The organism is Comamonas sp. GCA5, from assembly GCF_036541385.1.
Taxonomy (GTDB): domain Bacteria; phylum Pseudomonadota; class Gammaproteobacteria; order Burkholderiales; family Burkholderiaceae_C; genus Comamonas; species Comamonas aquatica.
Genome location: NZ_JAZHFR010000066.1, coordinates 1 through 20,838 on the forward strand (window position 1 = coordinate 1; position 20,838 = coordinate 20,838).

General features: G+C 60.0%; 20 protein-coding genes, 1 tRNA gene and 1 pseudogene. All 22 read right to left on the reverse strand.

Annotated features, from left to right (window positions below; translation table 11 throughout):
- Window positions 1–194 precede the first annotated feature (194 nt).
- On the reverse strand, window positions 195–662 hold the full coding sequence (locus tag SJH88_RS14155) for a DUF1178 family protein (protein ID WP_042418752.1): 468 nt from the start codon (window positions 660–662) through the stop codon (window positions 195–197).
- A gap of 77 nt (window positions 663–739) precedes the next feature.
- Entirely contained in the window at window positions 740–1,051 is a 312-nt protein-coding gene (locus SJH88_RS14160) for a DUF2818 family protein (protein WP_234687839.1), read from the reverse strand.
- Between the two features lie 15 nt (window positions 1,052–1,066).
- Window positions 1,067–2,560: an NADH-quinone oxidoreductase subunit NuoN gene (gene nuoN, locus SJH88_RS14165; protein WP_260675010.1), complete on the reverse strand. Its 1,494-nt coding sequence runs from the start codon at window positions 2,558–2,560 to the stop codon at window positions 1,067–1,069.
- A gap of 23 nt (window positions 2,561–2,583) precedes the next feature.
- Entirely contained in the window at window positions 2,584–4,059 is a 1,476-nt protein-coding gene (locus SJH88_RS14170; RefSeq protein ID WP_043379289.1) for an NADH-quinone oxidoreductase subunit M, read from the reverse strand.
- A gap of 13 nt (window positions 4,060–4,072) precedes the next feature.
- The gene (nuoL, locus tag SJH88_RS14175; protein WP_274754850.1) at window positions 4,073–6,109 is read right to left on the reverse strand and encodes an NADH-quinone oxidoreductase subunit L; all 2,037 of its coding nucleotides are present in this window, start codon (window positions 6,107–6,109) and stop codon (window positions 4,073–4,075) included.
- 28 nt (window positions 6,110–6,137) lie between these two features.
- Entirely contained in the window at window positions 6,138–6,446 is a 309-nt protein-coding gene (gene nuoK / locus SJH88_RS14180) for an NADH-quinone oxidoreductase subunit NuoK (RefSeq protein ID WP_042418761.1), read from the reverse strand.
- Complete coding sequence (locus SJH88_RS14185; RefSeq protein ID WP_042418763.1) at window positions 6,443–7,114, reverse strand: NADH-quinone oxidoreductase subunit J; 672 nt, start codon at window positions 7,112–7,114, stop codon at window positions 6,443–6,445. The genes nuoK and SJH88_RS14185 overlap by 4 nt, the downstream gene beginning before the upstream one ends.
- A 30-nt stretch (window positions 7,115–7,144) precedes the next feature.
- A complete protein-coding gene (gene nuoI / locus SJH88_RS14190; protein WP_042418767.1) occupies window positions 7,145–7,654 on the reverse strand; it encodes an NADH-quinone oxidoreductase subunit NuoI in 510 nt (169 codons plus the stop codon).
- 12 nt (window positions 7,655–7,666) lie between these two features.
- Window positions 7,667–8,743, reverse strand: a complete 1,077-nt coding sequence (gene nuoH / locus SJH88_RS14195; protein ID WP_043379284.1) for an NADH-quinone oxidoreductase subunit NuoH — start codon at window positions 8,741–8,743, stop codon at window positions 7,667–7,669.
- A complete protein-coding gene (gene nuoG, locus SJH88_RS14200; RefSeq protein ID WP_274754851.1) occupies window positions 8,740–10,860 on the reverse strand; it encodes an NADH-quinone oxidoreductase subunit NuoG in 2,121 nt (706 codons plus the stop codon). Before nuoG ends, nuoH begins: the two co-directional genes overlap by 4 nt.
- Window positions 10,861–10,880: 20 nt before the next feature.
- Window positions 10,881–12,253, reverse strand: a pseudogene (gene nuoF / locus SJH88_RS14205) (NADH-quinone oxidoreductase subunit NuoF).
- On the reverse strand, window positions 12,250–12,741 hold the full coding sequence (gene nuoE, locus SJH88_RS14210; protein ID WP_042418782.1) for an NADH-quinone oxidoreductase subunit NuoE: 492 nt from the start codon (window positions 12,739–12,741) through the stop codon (window positions 12,250–12,252). Before nuoE ends, nuoF begins: the two are co-directional and overlap by 4 nt.
- Window positions 12,738–13,991: an NADH-quinone oxidoreductase subunit D gene (locus SJH88_RS14215; protein WP_042418784.1), complete on the reverse strand. Its 1,254-nt coding sequence runs from the start codon at window positions 13,989–13,991 to the stop codon at window positions 12,738–12,740. Before SJH88_RS14215 ends, nuoE begins: the two co-directional genes overlap by 4 nt.
- Before the next feature lie 30 nt (window positions 13,992–14,021).
- Window positions 14,022–14,630: an NADH-quinone oxidoreductase subunit C gene (locus SJH88_RS14220; protein ID WP_154163733.1), complete on the reverse strand. Its 609-nt coding sequence runs from the start codon at window positions 14,628–14,630 to the stop codon at window positions 14,022–14,024.
- A gap of 12 nt (window positions 14,631–14,642) precedes the next feature.
- A complete protein-coding gene (locus SJH88_RS14225) occupies window positions 14,643–15,122 on the reverse strand; it encodes a NuoB/complex I 20 kDa subunit family protein (RefSeq protein WP_042418791.1) in 480 nt (159 codons plus the stop codon).
- Window positions 15,123–15,153: 31 nt separating this feature from the next.
- Window positions 15,154–15,513, reverse strand: a complete 360-nt coding sequence (locus tag SJH88_RS14230) for an NADH-quinone oxidoreductase subunit A (protein ID WP_274754852.1) — start codon at window positions 15,511–15,513, stop codon at window positions 15,154–15,156.
- A gap of 72 nt (window positions 15,514–15,585) precedes the next feature.
- Window positions 15,586–15,670, reverse strand: a tRNA-Leu gene (locus SJH88_RS14235).
- Window positions 15,671–15,796: 126 nt separating this feature from the next.
- The gene (secG, locus tag SJH88_RS14240; RefSeq protein WP_210930378.1) at window positions 15,797–16,162 is read right to left on the reverse strand and encodes a preprotein translocase subunit SecG; all 366 of its coding nucleotides are present in this window, start codon (window positions 16,160–16,162) and stop codon (window positions 15,797–15,799) included.
- Between the two features lie 35 nt (window positions 16,163–16,197).
- A complete protein-coding gene (gene tpiA / locus SJH88_RS14245; RefSeq protein WP_045267272.1) occupies window positions 16,198–16,944 on the reverse strand; it encodes a triose-phosphate isomerase in 747 nt (248 codons plus the stop codon).
- A gap of 200 nt (window positions 16,945–17,144) precedes the next feature.
- Window positions 17,145–19,370: a polyribonucleotide nucleotidyltransferase gene (pnp, locus tag SJH88_RS14250; protein ID WP_274754853.1), complete on the reverse strand. Its 2,226-nt coding sequence runs from the start codon at window positions 19,368–19,370 to the stop codon at window positions 17,145–17,147.
- A 227-nt stretch (window positions 19,371–19,597) separates the two neighbouring features.
- Entirely contained in the window at window positions 19,598–19,864 is a 267-nt protein-coding gene (rpsO, locus tag SJH88_RS14255) for a 30S ribosomal protein S15 (protein ID WP_042418801.1), read from the reverse strand.
- A 218-nt stretch (window positions 19,865–20,082) separates the two neighbouring features.
- Window positions 20,083–20,838 (reverse strand): IS3 family transposase (locus SJH88_RS14260; RefSeq protein ID WP_274754854.1); only part of this gene is annotated, 756 nt, incomplete at its 5' end.

Sequence of the window (20,838 nt, forward strand, 5' to 3'; positions counted from 1 at the left end):
GCTGTGCTTGCGTCGGGATTTGATGGTCATAGATCTCTCCAGGTTCGGCCTGTTGTCAGGTCATTTTTACGGGGAAAGATCTCGCTTAGCTAGCTGTTCAAAAAACTGGAACCACTTCTCACCAAGCGCTGAGTACTCACTTTTTGTATAAGCCCCGGATGGAGGCCACGGCCAGACCGGTGGCAGGCCGGCCCTTATTGCAAGGTTTGCTTGCTGCCCTTGGGCAAGGCCAGGGGCAGCACTGGCACGCCCTCTTCCAGCAGCTCCAGGGCCTGCTGGGGCGTGGCCTGGCCACGGATGGGTCGCTCGGGCTCTTCGCCCTTGTGCATGCGCAGGGCTTCATCGGCGAAGCGATCGCCCACGTCCTCGGTCTTTTCCACGATCTTGCGCGAGGCCTCCAGCCAGGCCGCCTGCAAGGCATGCAACTTGCGCTGGTGCTCCTGCACCGGGGCAGCCGCGTCGCGTGGCGCCGGCATAGCCGCTGCAGGCGGCTGCGCGCCCAGGTTCAGGCGCGGCGCGCTCAGGCCCTTGGTGATCTCCTGGCTGCCGCACATCGGGCACTCCAGCAAGCCACGGTCCAGCTGACTGCGGAAATCATCTTCCGAGCCAAACCAGCCTTCAAACACATGGTCCTGGGTGCAGCGCAGGTCAAACACCTTCATGGTGCAAACAAACAAAAAGAGCGGGCCAAAGAAAAAAGGCAGAGTCGCAACCCTGCCTTGTGTGCGTAGCGCGCAGTTTAGCGGCTGCGGCGTTTGGTGAGGTAACGCCAGACAAAGCCCGGAAAGGCCAGTGTCAGAAACAGCGTGGCGGTGATGGCGTAGAACTCCCAGCCCTGGGGATAGATCTGCCCTGCACGGCGCTCCAGCAACAAGGCCAGGCCACCGACCACGAAGTACAGCAGCACCAGCTCGGCCAGCCGACCCCACAGGGGCTTGCGGTGGGCCGGCGCCACAGGGCCGGCCACCAGCCAGCGCTCATTCATAAAAGGCAAATTGGCGGCCACCAGGGCCGCCAAGATGATTAACCAGATGGAAGCAGTTTGAGTCACGCTTCACATTATGGGTCAGGATGCCAGGGCGCGAACCACGGCATCGGCGCACAGCGCCATCAAACCACCAGGAACAATGCCCAAGATCAAGACCAGGGCACCATTCACGGTCAGCACGGCGCGCACATCCCAGGGGGCGGACACGGTGGTGGCGGTCAAGGGCTTGTCAAAGTACATGACCTTGACCACGCGCAGGTAGTAGAAGGCACCGATCAGCGACATGACCACGGCGAAGATGGCCAGGCCGATGTAGAAGCTGTCACCCGAAGCCACCAGTGCCTGCAGCACCGACAGCTTGGCATAGAAACCCACCAGCGGAGGGATACCGGCCATGGAGAACAGGCAGGCGGCCATGATGCCGGCGTACAGCGGGCTGCGTTGGTTCAGCCCGGCCAGGTCGGCAATTTCTTCACTTTCGAAGCCTTCACGCGACAGCAGCAGGATCACGCCGAAGGTGGCCAAGGTGGTCAGCACATAGGTCACCACATAGAACATGGACGAACCGTAGGCATTGGCCGCACGGGCCGGATCCACTTCGCCGCCGATCACTCCCGACAGCAGACCCAGCAGCACAAAGCCCATCTGCGCGATGGTCGAGTACGCCAGCATGCGCTTGAGGTTGGTCTGGGCGATGGCGGCCAGGTTACCCACGAGCAGCGAGGCAATCGCCATCACCGCCAGCATTTGCTGCCAGTCGAACGCCAGGGGCAGCATGCCATCCACCAGCAGACGGATCACCAGGGCGAAGGCCGCCAGCTTGGGTGCGCCACCGATCAGCGCGGTGATGGCCGTCGGCGCACCGTGGTAAACGTCAGGCACCCACATGTGGAAGGGCGCGGCACCCAGCTTGAACGCCAGACCGGCCACCACGAACACCAGACCGAAGACCAGCACCTGGTGCTTGAGCTCACCGGAGCTGATGGCCTTGAAGATCTCGCCGATGTCCAGCGAACCGGTCGCACCGTAGACCATGGACAGGCCATACAGCAGGAAACCCGAAGCCAGCGAACCCAGCACGAAGTACTTCATGGCCGCTTCGGTCGCGGGCATGTGGTCGCGGCGCAGGGCCACCAGGGCATAGCTGGCCAGGGTCAGCAGCTCCAGGCCCAGGTAGACCAGCAGCAGGTTGTTGGCGCTGATCATGATGAACATGCCCAGCAGCGCAAAGGTCGACAGGCTGAACAGCTCGCCGCCGCGCAGCATGTCGCGGTCTGCGGCATAAGGGCGTGCATACACCAGGGTCACCATCATGGCCACAGTGGCAAAGCACTTGAGCCAGTTGCCCATGGCGTCGGAGACCACCATGTTGCCCCAGCCGTAGAAGGTGTTGCCGCTGGCCGCGTAGTTGGCCTGCATGATGGCCACCACGGCCAGCGTCAACATGGTCAGCACATAGGTGCCGGTGCGGCGAGCGCTTTTCACGCTCAGGTCCACCAAGGTAATCACGCATCCCATGACCAGGAGCACGATCTCGGGGTAGATCGAAAGCCAGCTGATGTTGTCAATCATCTCAATCTCTCAGTTCAGTCTGGTCAGGGAAGCTTGGATTGGGCCACGTGCTGCAACAGCTGCGCCACCGAAGGATCCATCACATCCGTGAAGGGCTTGGGGTACAGGCCCATGTACAGGACCGCCACAGCCAAGATGGCAAGGATCAGGAACTCGCGGCAGTTGATGTCCTGCAGCTCCTTCACATGGTCATTGCCCACGGGCCCCAGGTACACGCGCTTGTACATCCACAGGGTGTAGGCCGCACCGAAGATCAGTGCGGTGGCGGCCAGCAGGCCCACCCAGAAGTTGAACTTCACGGCGCCCAGGATCACCATCCACTCGCCCACAAAACCAGCGGTGGCTGGCAGACCGCAGTTGGCCATAGCGAACAGCAGGGCAAAGGCCGCGAACTTGGGCATGGTGTTGACCACGCCGCCATAGGCCGCGATGTCGCGCGAGTGCACACGGTCGTACAGCACGCCGATGCACAGGAACATGGCGCCCGAGACAAAGCCGTGGGCAATCATCTGCACGATACCGCCGGACACGCCCAGATCGTTGAAGATGAAGAAGCCCAGGGTCACAAAGCCCATGTGCGCCACGGACGAATAAGCCACCAGCTTCTTCATGTCCTTTTGCACCAGGGCCACCATGCCCACGTAGACCACGGCGATCAGCGACAGCGCAATCATCAGCCAGGCCCATTCGCGCGAAGCGTCAGGAGCAATCGGCAGCGAGAAGCGCAGGAAACCGTAGGCGCCCAGCTTCAGCATGATGGCCGCCAGCACGGCAGAACCGCCGGTGGGCGCTTCCACGTGCACGTCGGGCAACCAGGTGTGCACCGGGAACATGGGCACCTTCACGGCAAACGCCGCGAAGAAGGCAAAGAACACCAGGGTCTGGGGCAAGGACCCCAGGGGCAGCTTGTGCCAGGTCTGGATGTCAAAGCTGCCACCCGAGACGTTGTACAGGTAGATGATGGCCACCAGGGTGAGCAGCGAGCCCATCAGGGTGTACAGGAAGAACTTGAACGCCGCGTAGATCTTGTTGGGGCCGCCCCAGATACCGATGATCAGGTACATCGGGATCAGGGTGGCTTCGAAGAACACGTAGAACAGCAAGCCGTCCAGAGCCGCAAACACGCCGATCATCAGGCCCGACAGCACCAGGAACGCACCCATGTACTGGTTCACGCGCTCGGTGATGCTTTCCCACGAGGCCAGCACCACGATCACGGTGATGAAGGCCGTCAGCGGCACGAACCAGAAGGACAGACCGTCCAGGCCCAGGTGGTAGTGGATATTGAAACGCTCAATCCACAGCACCTTCTCGACGAATTGCATCTGCGCCGAAGAGGTGTCAAAACCCGTGATCAGCGGAATGGTCACCGCCAGCCCCAGCAAGGAGCCGATCAGTGCCACCCAGCGCACGCCACGCGCGCAGTTGTCGCGGCCGAAGGCCAGCAACAGGACACCAAAGACGATGGGTGTCCAGATGGAAAGACTCAACAAACCCATTTTTGTTCTTCCCTTACTTGTTGAGCCACACGAAGTACGTCATGAGCAGGAAGATGCCCAGGATCATGACCAACGCGTAGTGATAGATGTAACCCGACTGGAACCAGCGGACCACTGCAGCGATCTTGCCGACCAACTTCCAGGAACCATTCACGACAGCACCATCAATGATGGCCTGGTCGCCCACCTTCCAAAAGGCGGTACCGAAGGCGCGCGAACCACGTGCGAAGATGTTTTCGTAGACCCAGTCCACACCGTACTTGCCTTCCAGCACCTGGTACAGGCCGATCTTCTTGGAGAAGGCCATGATGGCGGCAGGAATCTCTGGCTTGACCATGTAGAAGAGGTAGGACACCACCACACCGGCCAGAGCCAGCCAGAACGGAGCGGTCTGGAAGCCATGCAGCGCCATGGGCAGCCAACCATGGATTTTCTCGGCCAGCTCGGTCATCGCGGGGTGCTTGGCGGCGTCGACATAGATCACGCCCTTGAAGAAGTCGCCGAACAGCATGGGCATCAGCGCGATGGCACCGATCACCACCGAAGGAATGGCCAGCAGCACCAGCGGTGCCGTCACCACCCAAGGCGATTCGTGCGGCTTGGCATCGTGACCATGGCCGTGATCGTCATGACCATTGTGGTCATCGTGGTGGGCATCCGGATTCTGGTCGTAGCGCTCTTTACCGTGGAACACGATGAAGTACAGACGGAACGAATAGAACGCGGTGATGAACACACCGGCCAGCACGGCAAAGTTCGCAAAACCAGAGGCGGGCAAGTTCGAGGCATGCACGGCTTCGATGATCGCGTCCTTCGAGTAAAAGCCCGAGAAGAACGGCGTACCGATCAGTGCCAGGTTGCCCAACAGGAACGTGATCCAGGTGATGGGCATGTACTTGCGCACGCCACCCATCCAGCGGATGTCTTGGTTGTGGTGCATGCCCATGATCACAGAACCGGCTCCAAGGAACAGCAAGGCCTTGAAGAAGGCGTGCGTCATCAGGTGGAACGTGGCCACGGAGTAGGCCGACACACCCAGTGCAATCGTCATGTACCCCAGCTGCGACAGCGTGGAATACGCAATCACGCGCTTGATGTCGTTCTGGATGATGCCCAGGATACCCATGAACAGGGCCGTGATGGAACCGATCACCAGGATGAAGTTCAACGCCACATCCGACAGCTCATACAGCGGCGACATGCGCGAAACCATGAAGATACCGGCCGTCACCATGGTCGCCGCGTGAATCAGGGCGGAGATGGGGGTGGGGCCTTCCATAGAGTCTGGCAGCCAGGCGTGCAGCGGGAACTGCGCCGACTTGCCCATGGCACCGATGAACAGGCAGATGCCGATCACGGTCACCAGCAGCCAGCCTGTGCCAGGCATGGTGGCCTGCTGCAGCTCTGGCAACTTGGCAAAGATTTCGCCGTAGTTCAGCGTGCCGGTGTAGGCCGCAATCAGACCGATGCCCAGGATGAAGCCGAAGTCACCCACACGGTTGACCAGGAAGGCCTTCATGTTGGCGAAGATGGCCGATTCCTTCTTGAAGTAGAAACCGATCAGCAGGTAGGACACCAGGCCCACAGCCTCCCAGCCGAAGAACAGCTGCAGCAGGTTGTTGCTCATCACCAGCATCAGCATGGAGAAGGTGAACAGCGAGATGTAGGAGAAGAAACGGTTGTAGCCGTCGTCTTCTTCCATGTAGCCCATGGTGTAGATGTGCACCATCAGCGACACGAAGGTCACCACGCACATCATCATGGCGGTGATGGAGTCGATCAGGAAACCGACCTCCATCTTCAGACCACCGACCACCATCCATTCATAGATGGTCTGGTCAAAGCGTGCGCCCTCGGAAACCACTGCCTGAAAGGTCAGTGCCGAGAGGATGAAGGAAACCAACACGCCCAGGATGGTGAGCGAGTGGCTGACTCCGCGACCGAATTTGTTGCCACCAAATGCGGTGCCGAATATGCCCGCCAGGACAGAACCGGCCAGCGGAGCCAGCGGCACCGCCAGGAGCATGGATGCAGAAAGTGTTTGACTCATTCTTCAGAACCTTGCAAATACCGGTGCCTCAACCCTTGAGGGTGTCGAGATCTTCCGCATTGATACTGGACTTGTTACGGAACAGCAGCACCAGGATGGCCAAGCCAATCGCCGATTCAGCGGCCGCAACCGTCAGGATGAAGAACACAAACACTTGACCGTGCATGTCGCCCAGGTAATGGGAGAAGGCCACGAAGTTGGTGTTGACCGCCAAAAGCATCAGTTCAATGCACATCAGCAAGACGATCAGGTTTTTCCGGTTCAGGAAAATACCGATCACCGAAATGGCGAACAGCATCGCTCCCAGCGTCAGAAAGTGCCCTAGTGTGAGCGTCATTTTTTCTCCTCCACGGCCGTCTCACCCTCGGCAGCCGCAGCCACCGGGGCCTTTGTGGCCTCCATCTTCACCAGGCTGATGCGGTCTTGCGCACGCACCCGCACCTGGATTGCAGGGTTGATCGCTTTGTTGGTGTCCTTGCGCTTGCGCATGGTCAGGGCAATCGCGGTGATCATGGCCACCAGCAGCAAGATGGCGGCGATTTCCACGGGGTACAGGTACTGGGTGTACAGCAGACGACCCAGGGCCTGGGTGTTGGAATACGGCAGCACCTCACCCTGCTTATTCAGCAGCTCGGCCACCGGCTTGGCCTCGTCCACGGTGCCAAAACCTGCCATCAGGACCAGGGCCATCTCCAGCGCCACCACGGCACCGACAAACGCGGCGACCGGGAAATGCTTCCAGAAGCCTTGGCGCACGCGGTCGATGCGGATGTCCAGCATCATCACCACGAACATAAAGAGCACCATCACGGCGCCGAGGTAGACCACCACCAGGGCAATGCCCAGGAACTCTGCCTTCAGCATCAACCAGATACCAGCGGCTTGCGAGAAGGCCAGAATCAGGTTCAGCACGGCGTGCACCGGGTTGCGCGATGTAATGACTCGGAAGGCTGCAAACAGCATCACCGCCGAGAAGAGATAGAAGAAACCAGTTTTGGCGTCCATGATTCGAATCTTTCTGGATCAGGAGCCGCTTTAGCGGTACTTGGCATCCGCTGCCTTGGCAGCAGCGATGTCGGCTTCGTAGCGATCGCCCACAGCCAGCAACATGTCCTTGGTGAAGTACAAGTCGCCACGCTTTTCACCGTGGTATTCGAAGATTTGTGTTTCCACGATCGAATCGACCGGACAGCTTTCTTCGCAGAAACCGCAGAAGATGCACTTGGTCAAATCGATGTCGTAGCGCGTGGTACGGCGCGAACCGTCATCCCGCACGTCCGACTCGATCGTGATCGCCATCGCGGGGCACACAGCCTCGCACAGCTTGCAGGCGATGCAGCGCTCTTCACCGTTGTCATAACGGCGCAGTGCGTGCAGGCCACGGAAGCGTGGCGACAGAGGGGTTTTTTCTTCAGGGAACTGGATGGTCACATGGGGCGAAAACGCCTTGCGACCTGTCAGGGCCATGCCCTTGAACAGTTCCACGAGCATGAAGCTCTTGAAGAAGTCCTTGATAGAGAAAGGTGTAGCAGCAACAGCAGCCATTGGTGTCCCCGCTTAATTCCAAATATTCCAAGGCGAGTGCAGCCATGCACCCACGATGACCAGCCACACCAGGGTGACAGGGATGAAGATCTTCCAGCCCAGACGCATGATCTGGTCATAGCGGAAGCGCGGGAACGTGGCACGAATCCACACAAAGCAGGTGACCACGAACGCGGTCTTGGCTGCCAGCCAGATCCAGCCAGGAATGAAGCCCAGGGCTTCTACGGGTGGCAACCAACCGCCGAGGAACATGATCACGGCCAGGATCGAGACGAGCCACATACTGGCGTATTCCGCCAGGAAGAAGATCGCAAAGCCCATGCCCGAGTACTCGACCATGTGGCCGGCCACGATTTCCGACTCGCCTTCCACCACGTCAAACGGCGCGCGGTTTGTTTCTGCCACACCCGAGATCAGGTAGACCAGGAAGATCGGCAGCAGGGGCAACCAGTTCCAGGACAGGAAGCTCAGGCCCATGTCGGCAAACTGACCTTGACCCTGGCTGAGCACCACTTGCGTCAGGTTCATGCTGCCGGTGACCATGATGACCACCAGGAAGCAGAAGCCCATTGCGATTTCGTAGCTCACCATCTGTGCAGAAGCACGCAGCGCGCCCAGGAAGGCGTACTTGGAGTTGGAGGCCCAGCCTGCAATGATCACGCCATAGACTTCGATCGAAGTGATCGCCATGATCAGCAAGATGCCGGCATTGACGTTGGCCAAGGCAACTTCAGGTCCGAAAGGCACCGCCACCCACGCCGCCAAGGCGGGCATGATGGCCATCACAGGGCCGACGTAGAACAGCCCCTTAGATGCCACCGTGGGCATGATCAGTTCCTTGGTCAACAACTTCAGGCCGTCGGCCATCGGCTGCAGCAAGCCCCAGGGCCCCACACGGTTGGGACCTGGACGAACCTGGATCCACCCCAGGAATTTGCGCTCCCACAGGGTCAGGTAGGCCACCGCAATCATCAGCGGGGCCACGATGGCGATAATGCCCAGCAAAATCCAGATGACAGGCCATGCGGCATCGGTCCACCACGCTGCCTCGATCAAGCCTGCGCCTGCCGTCTTGAGTGCGTCAATCATGCAGCACCTCCCTCACGTGCCTGGCGCGCATCGGCTGTCAGTTGCAGCGACGTCGCGCGGCGGACAATGCTGTCCAGTTGATAGATGCTTGCCACAGCCGGCTCAGTGACCGCACCGCCAAACACTTGCGCAGCCGCTTGGGTCGCATTGCTCAGCGCCTGGGCTGGCACTTCGCTGGTGGCCGCGCCAATCGCGGTGGCCAGTACATCCTGCGAGGATTCGTAATCCACGCCTTGGACACCCAACAGATTGGCCAAGACACGCAGCACCTTCCAGGCGGGGCGGGTTTCGGCCAAAGGCTTCACCACGGCGTGGAAGCTTTGCACACGGCCCTCGGCGTTCACGAAGGTGCCCGAGGTTTCGGTGAACGGTGCAATCGGCAGCAGCACGTCGCTGACGTCCAGGTTGGCCTTGAACGGGCTCAAGGTCACCACCATTTCCGACTTGTTCAGGCCTTGCAGAGCTTGCTGGCCAGCAGCAGTGTCGAATGCAGGCTCGGTGTTCAGCAGGATCGCGGCCTTCAGGCCACCTGCCACCATTTGTGCCGCATTCAGACCATTGGACTGAGGTTGTGCCTTCACCCACTGCGCACCCACGGTGTTGGCAGCCTCAGTCAGGTAACCCACGGTGGCACCGGTTTGCTCCGCGATCCAGTTGGCCAGGGCCAGCAATTCGGCGGCTTGTGCATGGTGCGCGGCAGCGTTGCCCAGCAACACGGCCTTGCGCTCACCCGCCAACAGGGCCTGGGCAATCGCCTGGGCTTCTGCGTTGGCCTGTGCTGCCACGGGTGCTTGCACGCCCTTGGCCTGTGCCACGGCTGCGGCCACATCGGCCAGAGCCTGTGCCCAGTCTTGCGCAGCCACCACCGATGCGCTGACGGGCATGGCCCAGTCGTACACCTGTGCATTCAGCGCAAACACCTGTCCACCCTTCTTGGCAGCCTGGCGAATGCGTTGTGCGAACAAGGGGTGGTCCTTACGCAGGTTAGAACCCACGACCAGCACAGCTTGCAGCTCGGACAACGCCGCAATCGATGTGCCCAGCCAACGCACGCCTTCGGCAGCGTTGAACTGTGCATGGCGCAGACGCCAGTCGATATTGTCGCTACCGATGCCACGCAGCAACTGGCCTGTCAGGAACAGCTCTTCGAGTGTGCTGTGGGGGCTCACCAAGGCGCCAATGCTTTGTGCACCGTGCTGTTCCTTGATTTGCTTCAGGCCGTTGGCCACGTATTCCAACGCGGTTTGCCAGTCGACCGTCTTCCATGCACCGCCCTGCTTGATCATGGGCTGTGTCAGGCGTTCGTCGCTGTTCAGGGCTTCGTAAGAGAAGCGATCGCGGTCGGCAATCCAGCACTCGTTGATGGCTTCGTTCTCGAAGGGCACGACGCGCATCACCTTGTGGTTCTTCACCTGGACGATCAGATTGGCACCGGTGGAGTCATGCGGCGACACCGACTTGCGGCGCGACAGTTCCCAAGTACGAGCGCTGTAGCGGAAGGGCTTGCTGGTCAACGCACCCACAGGGCACAGATCAATCATGTTGCCCGACAGCTCGGAGTCCACGGTATCGCCCACCACGGTGGTGATCTCCGAGTGCTCGCCGCGGTTGACCATGCCCAGCTCCATGACGCCGGCCACTTCCTGACCAAAACGCACGCAGCGGGTGCAGTGGATGCAGCGGCTCATCTCTTCCATCGAGATCAGGGGACCCACATCCTTGTGGGCCACCACGCGCTTTTCTTCTTCGTAGCGCGAACCGGTACCGCCATAGCCGACCGCCAGATCTTGCAGCTGGCACTCACCGCCTTGGTCGCAGATCGGGCAATCCAAGGGGTGGTTGATCAGCAGAAACTCCATGACCGACTGCTGGGCCTTGATGGCCTTGTCGCTCTTGGTGCGCACGATCATGCCTTGCGTGACCGGGGTCGCGCAGGCCGGCAGGGGTTTGGGGGCCTTTTCCACTTCCACCAAACACATGCGGCAGTTGGCAGCAATGGAAAGTTTCTTGTGGTAGCAAAAGTGCGGAATGTAGGTGCCAGCTCGCTCGGCCGCATGCATGACCATGCTGCCAGGAGCAACCTCCACCTTCTTGCCGTCTAGTTCAATTTCAACCATATGTCTCTCGCCTCTCGCGATCAGGCAGCTGTAGAGCCCGACTTCGCAGCCGCGGCAATCTTGGCTTCAAACTCGTGGCGGAAATGCTTGATCATGGCGCGTACGGGCATGGCAGCCGCGTCGCCCAGCGCACAAATCGTGCGGCCCATGATGTTCACGGATACAGAATCCAGCAGTTCAATGTCTTCGGGACGGCCTTCGCCTTCCTGAATACGCTTGACCACGCGCCACAGCCAACCTGTGCCTTCGCGGCAAGGTGTGCACTGGCCACAGGACTCGTGCTGATAGAAGTACGACAGGCGCAGCAGGCTTTCCACCATGTCGCGCGAATCGTCCATCACGATCACAGCGCCCGACCCCAGCATGGAACCTGCCTTGGAGATGGAGTCGTAGTCCATCGTGCACTCCATGATGATGTCCGCCGGCAGCACGGGCGAAGAAGAACCACCAGGGATCACCGCCTTGAGCTTGCGACCTGTGCGCACGCCACCAGCCAGTTCGAGCAGCTTGCTGAAAGGTGTCCCCATGGGCACTTCGTAGTTACCGGGCAGATTCACATCGCCGCTGACCGAGAAAATCTTGGTGCCACCGTTGTTGGGCTTGCCGCATTCCAAGTAGGCATTGCCACCGTTGCGGATGATCCAGGGCACCGCGGCAAATGTCTCGGTGTTGTTGATCGTGGTGGGCTTGCCATACAGGCCGAAGCTGGCGGGGAATGGTGGCTTGAAGCGGGGCTGCCCTTCTTGCCTTCCAGCGACTCCAGTAACGCCGTTTCTTCGCCACAGATGTAAGCGCCAAAACCATGGTGACCATGCAGCTGGAAGCTGAAGTTCGAACCCATGATGTTGTCGCCCAGAAAACCTGCGGCACGCGCTTCTTCCAGCGCCGCTTCAAAGCGTTCGTAGGCTTGGAAGATTTCACCGTGGATGTAGTTGTAGCCCACGTTGATGCCCATCGCATAGGCCGCAATCGCCATGCCTTCGATCACGATGTGGGGGTTGTGCATCAGGATTTCGCGGTCCTTGCACGTGCCTGGCTCACCCTCATCCGAGTTGCAGACCAGGTATTTCTGGCCTGGGAACTGGCGGGGCATGAAGCTCCACTTCAGACCCGAGGGGAAGCCTGCACCACCACGACCGCGCAGTGCTGACTCCTTGACCGTGGCAATCACCTCGTCCTGGGTCAGGCCCGGGCCGCCATCTTGGCCCAGGATCTTACGCAGGGCCTGGTAGCCACCACGGGCTTCGTAATCTTTGAGGGTCCAGTTCTTGCCGTTCAAATCCTTGTAGATCTGGGGCTCGATGTGGCGACCGTGAAAGCAGGTTTCGTTGCCCGACGCGGCAAATTTGGCCAGCACATCGTTGGCGGCAGGGTTGTTCAAGATGGTCGTCATGCCTTGCCCTCCGCTGCACGTAGGCCGTCCACCAACTCGTCCAACTTCTCATTGCTCATGAAGCTGCACATGCAACGGTCGTTCACCAACATCACCGGGGCATCGGCGCAAGCGCCCAGGCACTCCGACTGCTGCAGAGTGAACATGCCGTCCGGCGTGGTCTCACCCATCTTGATACCCAACTTAGCTTCCAGATGGTGCAATGCCTTGTAGCCATCGCGCAGTTGGCAGGGCAAGTTGGTGCACACGTTCAACTTGTACTTGCCCACGGGCTTTTGGTTGTACATGTTGTAGAAGGTCGTGACTTCATGCACGGCAATCTGCGGCATGTCCAGCACTTCGGCAATGACTGCCTCGCTCTCAGGCGTGACCCAGCCCAGCTCTTGCTGGGCAATCGACAGGCAGGCCATCACTGCGGACTGCTTTTGGTCGGCTGGGTACTTGGCCACTTCACGCGCAAAGCGCGCTTTGGTCGCTTCAGTAATCATCGGTCAATCTCTCCGAACACGATATCCATGGTGCCGATCACGGCCACCACGTCGGACAGCATGTGGCCACTAACCACTTCGTCCATCATCGCCAAGTGGGCGAAGCCGGGGGCACGAATCTTCAGGCGATAAGGCTTGTTCGCGCCATCGCTCACCAGGTAGATACCAAACTCCCCCTTGGGGTGCTCCACCGCGGCATACGCTTCGCCTTCTGGCACCTTGAAGCCTTCGGTGAACAGCTTGAAATGGTGAATCAGTGACTCCATGTTGGACTTCATGTCCTCACGGGCCGGCGGCGCCACCTTGTGGTTCTCGGTAATGACCGGACCTGGATTGGCACGCAACCACTTCACACACTGCTTGATCAGCTCGTTCGACTGGCGCATTTCTGCGACGCGCACCAGGTAACGATCGTAGCAATCGCCGGTCTTGCCCACTGGGACGTCGAAGTCCAACTCACCATAGACTTCGTACGGCTGTTTTTTGCGCAGATCCCAGGCAATCCCGGATCCACGCAGCATGGGACCGGTAAAGCCCATGTTCAGCGCGCGCTCTGGAGTCACCACGCCAATGCCCACCATGCGCTGCTTCCAGATGCGATTCTCAGTGAGCAGGTATTCATACTCATCCACGCACTTGGGGAAGCGGTTGGTGAAGTCTTCGATGAAGTCCAGCAACGAGCCTTGGCGGTTGGCATTCAGCTTTTCAATACCCTTGGCATTGCGCACCTTGCTGGCCTTGAACTGGGGCATGGTGTCGGGCAGATCGCGGTAGACGCCGCCAGGACGGAAGTAGGCGGCATGCATGCGCGCGCCGGATACGGCCTCGTACATGTCGAACAGGTCTTCACGCTCGCGGAAGGTCCACATCAGCACGGTGGATGCACCGCAGTCCATGCCGTTGGAGCCCAGCCACATCAGGTGGTTCAGCAGGCGCGTGATCTCACTGAACATCACACGGATGTACTGCGCGCGCTTGGGCACTTCAATGCCCAGCAGCTTTTCGATCGCCAGGCAGTAGGCGTGCTCATTGCACATCATGGACACGTAGTCCAGTCGGTCCATATAGGGCAGCGACTGGATGTAGGTCTTGTGCTCGGCCAGCTTTTCAGTGGCGCGGTGCAGCAGACCCACGTGCGGATCGGCACGCTGGACCACTTCACCGTCCAGCTCCAACACCAAGCGCAGCACACCGTGTGCGGCAGGGTGCTGGGGTCCGAAGTTGATGGAATAGTTTTTGATTTCAGCCATGGTTGTCAACCAGCAGACGCAATGCGTCTGTCAGTGCAGTCCTCCGTAGTTCTCCTCACGGATGATGCGCGGCGTGATCTCACGTGGCTCAATCGTGACAGGTTGATAGACCACGCGGCGTTGCTCGGTGTCATAGGTCATCTCCACGTGACCGGACAGCGGGAAGTCCTTGCGGAAGGGGTGACCGATAAAACCATAGTCGGTCAGGATGCGGCGCAGGTCGGTGTGGCCTTCGAAGACGATGCCATACAGGTCAAACGCTTCACGCTCGTACCAATTGGCACTGCTCCACAGCTCGCACACAGAGGCCATCATCGGGAAGTCATCGTCTGCACACAGGGCACGCACGCGCACACGCTGGTTCAGGCTGACCGACAACAGGTGCGACACCACAACAAAACGCGCGCCTTCCACACCGGTTTCCTGGTAGGTCGAATAGTCAACACCGCACAGGTCGATCAGTTGCTCAAACTGACAACCGGGTGTGTCGCGCAGCTTGCGCATGACATCCAAGTAGTGCACGGCAGCGACTTCAACCGTCACCTCGCCATGCTTGACGGTGACATTGCGCGCCTGGTCTCCCAATGCGGTCGCCACCAGATCCCGAAGTGCTTCGGGCTGAATTGCAAATGCGGACATCCTCTCGGCTCCTTAAACGCGGGCGATGGTGTTCGTGCGGCGGATTTTCTGCTGCAGCTGGATGATGCCGTAGATCAGCGCTTCGGCCGTGGGCGGACAGCCAGGCACGTAGACATCCACAGGAACAATCCGGTCACAGCCACGCACCACCGAATAGCTGTAGTGGTAGTAGCCACCACCATTGGCGCACGACCCCATCGACAGCACCCAGCGGGGCTCCGACATCTGGTCATACACCTTGCGCAGCGCGGGGGCCATCTTGTTGCACAGCGTTCCCGCCACAATCATCAGGTCCGACTGGCGCGGCGAGGGGCGGAAGACTTCCGCACCAAAACGTGCCAAGTCGTAGCGCGCGGCCGCAGCGTGCATCATCTCCACGGCGCAGCAAGCCAGACCGAATGTCATCGGCCAGATAGAACCGGTCTTGGCCCAGTTCACCACGGCGTCATAGCTCGTGGTGACGAAGCCTTCCTTCATCACGCCTTCAATCATCGTGCTTCCTTTTTTGAGGATTACGTAGTGCTTATTCCCAATCCAGGGCGCCCTTTTTCCATTCGTAGGCAAAACCCACGACAAGGACGGTCAGGAAGATGAGAACAGCAACGAAACCGGTCACACCCACGTCTTGCAGCGCAACGGCCCAAGGCAACAGGAATGCGATTTCCAGGTCAAACAGGATGAAGAGAATGGCGATCAGGTAGAAGCGCACATCAAACTTCATGCGCGCATCTTCAAAGGCCTCAAAACCGCACTCATAGGGAGAGTTTTTGGCCGCATCCGGGCGATTGGGGCCCAGCACATAGCCAAGAGCGAGAGGAACGACTCCCACTGCGATGCCCACCATAATGAAAAGCAGGACGGGGAGATATTGATCGAGGTTCATGTGAGGTCGCGTTTTCCGCTTGTTGACCTTGCCCTCGACCACTGCCTGATCATGGGCAGGCTGTATTTATGATGGTGCCGTCGGCGAGACTCGAACTCGCACAGCTTTCGCCACTACCCCCTCAAGATAGCGTGTCTACCAATTTCACCACGACGGCTTGTAAGTCTCAACTGCTTGGTTCGCATGAGGAGCCCCCTCTAACTGGGCTATCGCTTTCCAAGCAATCCTCGGATTTTAGCCTGAAAAATGCTGCAACACAGCATTCATCAGGCGTTTGATCCAATTATTTGGCGGGAATCTGATCCACGCCCTGGACAGGTGCTGTAGGCACGGTGCTGTCGACAGCAGGGGCTGCTGGCGCCGTCACGGCCGCGGGCACACTCTCCAACACACTCCCCGTGCTGGCAGGACGGGCATTGCCCAGGTACGCCAGCACCAGAGTCGCCACAAAGAACACCGTGGCCAGCACCGCGGTGCTGCGCGACAGGAAGTTGGCACTCCCGCTGGCACCAAACAGGCTCCCCGAAGTTCCACTGCCAAAAGCCGCCCCCATGTCCGCACCCTTGCCGTGCTGGATCAAGATCAGGCCAATCATGGCCAGGGCCGACAACATCTGCACAGCCAAAATCAATGTCGCAAATGCGCTCATTCCCACTCCTCAGTTAAATACCTTCAGCCAACCTATCAGTTGGCCGCCGCAACGATCTGCAAAAAGTCTGCCGCCTTGAGCGATGCACCACCCACCAGACCACCATCAATGTCCGCCTGCGCCAGCAACTGCGCCGCATTCGCGGCATTCATGCTGCCGCCGTAGAGCAGCGGCACACGGTCGGCGTGTTCGGTCGCCGCTGCCAGCTGCGCACGCAACACGGCGTGCACAGCCTGCGCCTGCTCGGGCGAAGCAGTCTTGCCCGTACCAATCGCCCACACCGGCTCGTAAGCCACCACCAACTCACTCACGCAATGCCCGACCTGGTGGATCACCGCCGCCAATTGGCGCTTGACCACCTGCTCGGTATGACCGGCTTCACGCTCTTCCAAGGTCTCACCCACGCAGACGATGGGCGTGATGCCCTTGGCCAGCGCAGCCTGCGCCTTGGCCGCCACGACAGCGTCGGTCTCGGCGTGGTACTGGCGGCGCTCGGAATGCCCCACCAGGGCATAGCGCACACCGAAGTCCTGCAGCATGGCCGCCGACACCTCGCCGGTGTAGGCACCCTTGTCGTGCTGGGACACATCCTGCGCAGCCAGCGCCACACCGGATCCCTGCACCAGTGCCTGCACCTGGGCCAGGTAGGCAGCCGGCACAGCCACACCCACCCCACAGTTCAGCGGGGCAGGCAAACCCTGGACCAGCGCCGACACCAAGTCGGCATTGGCCGACAGGCTGCCATTCATCTTCCAGTTGCCAACAATCAGTTTCTTCTTCATGGGGTCACAACATCATCAAGATGGAATTGATCACTGCCTTGAAAAGCCCTGCACCGCTGCAACTTGACACAAAAAGGATTTAAGCCAAAAACGACTTAAATCCTTATGCAACAAGCGCAAACAGCTCACTTCTCAATAGCAGCACCATGCCCTGCCAAACCAGCCCGACAGGTCATGGCACTTGCCATAAAGCCGAGGCTTTATTGCTGCTGCTGTTGTTGCTGCTCGGCACCGGTCTGCTCGCCGCGGGGCGCACGTGGCTCGCGGGGAGCGCGGGGCTCACGCGACTGGCGCTCTGCAGGGGCAGGACGCTCGCCACGCTGCTCACCGGCGGGACGGTCCAGCAACGCCTTCATCGACAGCTTGACGCGACCCTTGTCGTCGGTCTCCAGCACCTTGACCTTGACCACTTGGCCTTCTTGCAGGTAGTCGGTGACCTTCTCCACGCGTTCGTGCGCGATCTGGCTGATGTGCAGCAGGCCATCCTTGCCAGGCAGCAGGTTCACCAGCGCGCCGAATTCCAGGATCTTGACGATGGGGCCTTCGTAGACCTTGCCGATTTCCACTTCGGCCGTGATCTCTTCGATGCGCTTCTTCGCCGCTTCAGCCTTGTCGCCATCGGTGGCGGCAATCGTGATGGTGCCGTCTTCCTCGATGTTGATCTGGGTGCCGGTTTCTTCGGTCAGCGCACGGATGGTGGCGCCGCCCTTGCCGATCACGTCACGGATCTTCTCGGGGTTGATCTTCATGGTGAACAGCTTGGGCGCGAAGGACGACACTTCGGTCTTGGCTTCGCCCATGGCTTCCTGCATCTTGCCCAGGATGTGCATGCGCGCCTCCTTGGCTTGGGCCAGGGCCACTTGCATGATTTCCTTGGTGATGCCCTGGATCTTGATGTCCATCTGCAGGGCCGTGATACCGGCGGTCGTGCCAGCGACCTTGAAGTCCATGTCACCCAGATGATCTTCGTCACCCAGGATGTCGGTCAGCACGGCAAAACGGTTGTCTTCCTTGATCAGACCCATGGCGATACCGGCCACGTGCGCCTTCATGGGCACGCCGGCGTCCATCATCGACAGGCAGCCACCGCACACCGAGGCCATCGACGAAGAGCCGTTGGATTCGGTGATTTCCGACACCACGCGGATGGTGTAGGGGAATTCTTCCTTGTTGGGCAGGCAAGCGGCCAGGGCGCGTTTGGCCAGACGGCCGTGGCCGATTTCGCGGCGCTTGGTCGAACCCATGCGACCCACTTCGCCGGTGGCAAAGGGAGGCATGTTGTAGTGGAACAGGAAGGTGTCTTCGAACTCACCGGCCAGCGCGTCGATGCGCTGCGCATCACGCTCGGTACCCAGCGTGGTCACCACCAGCGCCTGGGTTTCACCGCGCGTGAACAGGGCGGAACCGTGGGTGCGAGGCAGCACGGAGTTGCGGATTTCGATGGGGCGCACGGTACGGGTGTCGCGACCGTCGATGCGAGGCTCGCCGGCCAGGATCTGGCTGCGCACGATACGGGCTTCGATGTCGAACAGCATGCCTTCGACCTTGACGCCGTCAAACTCCACGCCCTGGGCTGTCAGGCCAGCCTTCACCGCCGCATACGCTTCGCGGCAGGCCTGGGTGCGCACTTGCTTGTTGCGCTGCTGGTAGGCGGCGCGCAGGGCAGCTTCGCCCAGCTCGGCCACCTTGGCGATCAGGGCTTCGTCCTTGGCAGGCGCAGTCCAGTCCCACACAGGCTTGCCGCCTTCGCGCACCAGCTCATGGATGGCGTCGATGGCGATCTTGCCTTGCTCATGGCCGAACACCACGGCGCCCAGCATCACTTCTTCGGGCAGTTGCTGCGCTTCGGATTCCACCATCAGCACGGCCGCTTCGGTACCGGCGACCACCAGGTCCATCAGCGAATTCTTGCGCTGGGTCTGGCCGGGGTTCAGCACGTATTCGCCGTTGATGTAACCCACGCGGGCGGCACCGATGGGGCCGTTGAACGGGATGCCCGAGACCGACAGGGCGGCGGACACGGCAATCATGGCGGCGATGTCAGCATCCACTTCGGGGTTCAACGAGATGGTGTGGATCACCACATGCACGTCGTTGTAGAAACCTTCGGGGAACAGGGGGCGGATGGGACGGTCGATCAGACGGCTGGTCAGGGTCTCCAGCTCGGAAGGCTTGGCTTCGCGCTTGAAGAAGCTGCCGGGGATCTTGCCGGCCGCGTAGGTCTTCTCGATGTAGTCGACGGTCAGGGGGAAGAAGTCCTGGCCGGCCTTGGCGATCTTGGAACCCACGACAGTGGCCAGCACCACGGTGTCGTCGATGTTCACCAGCACCGCGCCGGAAGCCTGGCGGGCGATTTCACCGGTTTCCATGGTGACCGTGTGCTGGCCCCATTGGAAAGTCTTGGTCACTTTGTTGAACATGGTCATGTATGTACTCCTATTGAAATAGCTGGATGCGCTCATCCAGCAATGACTTGGAGGCTAAACAGAACACGATGCCATTCCACAAGCGCGCTTACAGCTATAAAAACTCAAGCACTCAGCCACAAACACGGTGGTGGAATGACACAGCTTCGCTCTGTCTCAGCAAACTCCAAAGTAAAAAACGCCTGAGCTAGGCCATCTAACTCAGGCGTTTCGATCTTGCACTGTGCTTACTTGCGCAGGCCCAGCTTGGCGATCAAGGCGGTGTAGCGGTCAGCATCCTTGGACTTCAGGTAGTCCAGCAGCTTGCGACGACGGCTCACCATGCGCAGCAGACCGCGACGACCGTGGTGGTCCTTGGCGTTGGCCTTGAAGTGGGGAGTCAGTTCGTTGATGCGAGCTGTCAGCAGTGCAACTTGCACTTCTGGGCTACCAGTGTCGTTTTCGGAACGAGCGTTGGCCTTAACAACTTCAGCCTTTTTGGAGGCAGCGATCATTTTGATTTCCTTGTCTACGGCGCCCCTTGCGAGCCGCCTTGGTTACTTGCGCCGCGGGCTGGAAGGGCCTGTGGCGTGCGTCTTGCACCATGCAAAACCTTGCGATTATAGCAAGAGGCGATTTATTCCCGATGCAACCGCAGGGCCAGCCTTTGGACCAAGGCAGGCAAACCCGCTTGCACATTGAACCGCCCCGGGTTTTGAGGAGGCCGATTGGTTTAAGTTGACACCTCTGCAGAGGTATTGCTGTTGGCAAGTTGCCTCCAGTAGTTTTCCTCAGCTTCTGCCGCAGGGATGCACCCATTCGGCGTGAGCAGTCGGGCGTGGTTGAACCAGTGCACCCACTGCAGGGTGGCCAGTTCCACGGATTCCCTGGTCTTCCAGGGTCCCAGGCGGTGAATCAGCTCGGCCTTGTACAGCCCGTTGATGGTCTCGGCCAGCGCGTTGTCGTAGCTGTCACCCCGGCTGCCCACCGAGGGCTGTATGCCCGCCTGGTCAAGCCGTTCGGTGTAGCGGATGCTGACGTATTGACTGCCCCTGTCGGAATGGTGCGTCAAGGCATGGGCTGCTGGCTGGCGGTCATACAGCGCCTGCTCCAGCGCATCCAGCACGAAGTCCGTTTGCATGCTGCGGCTGACTCGCCAGCCCACGATGCGCCGGGCATACACGTCCACAACAAAGGCCACATACAGCCAGCCCTGCCAGGTGGAGACATAGGTGAAGTCCGACACCCATAGCTCGTTGGGACGGCTGGCCTTGAAGTGCCGGTTGACGTGGTCCAGCGGGCACGGCGCTGATGTGTCAGGCGTGGTGGTACGTACCGCCCTGCCACGGCGAGCCCCTTGCAAGCCCATGGCACGCATCAGTCGCTCCACAGTACAACGTGCCACCGGGATGCCCTCGCGGTTCATCTGCAGCCAGACCTTATCGGCCCCGTAGACCTGCCAGTTGGCATGCCACACGCGCTGGATGTC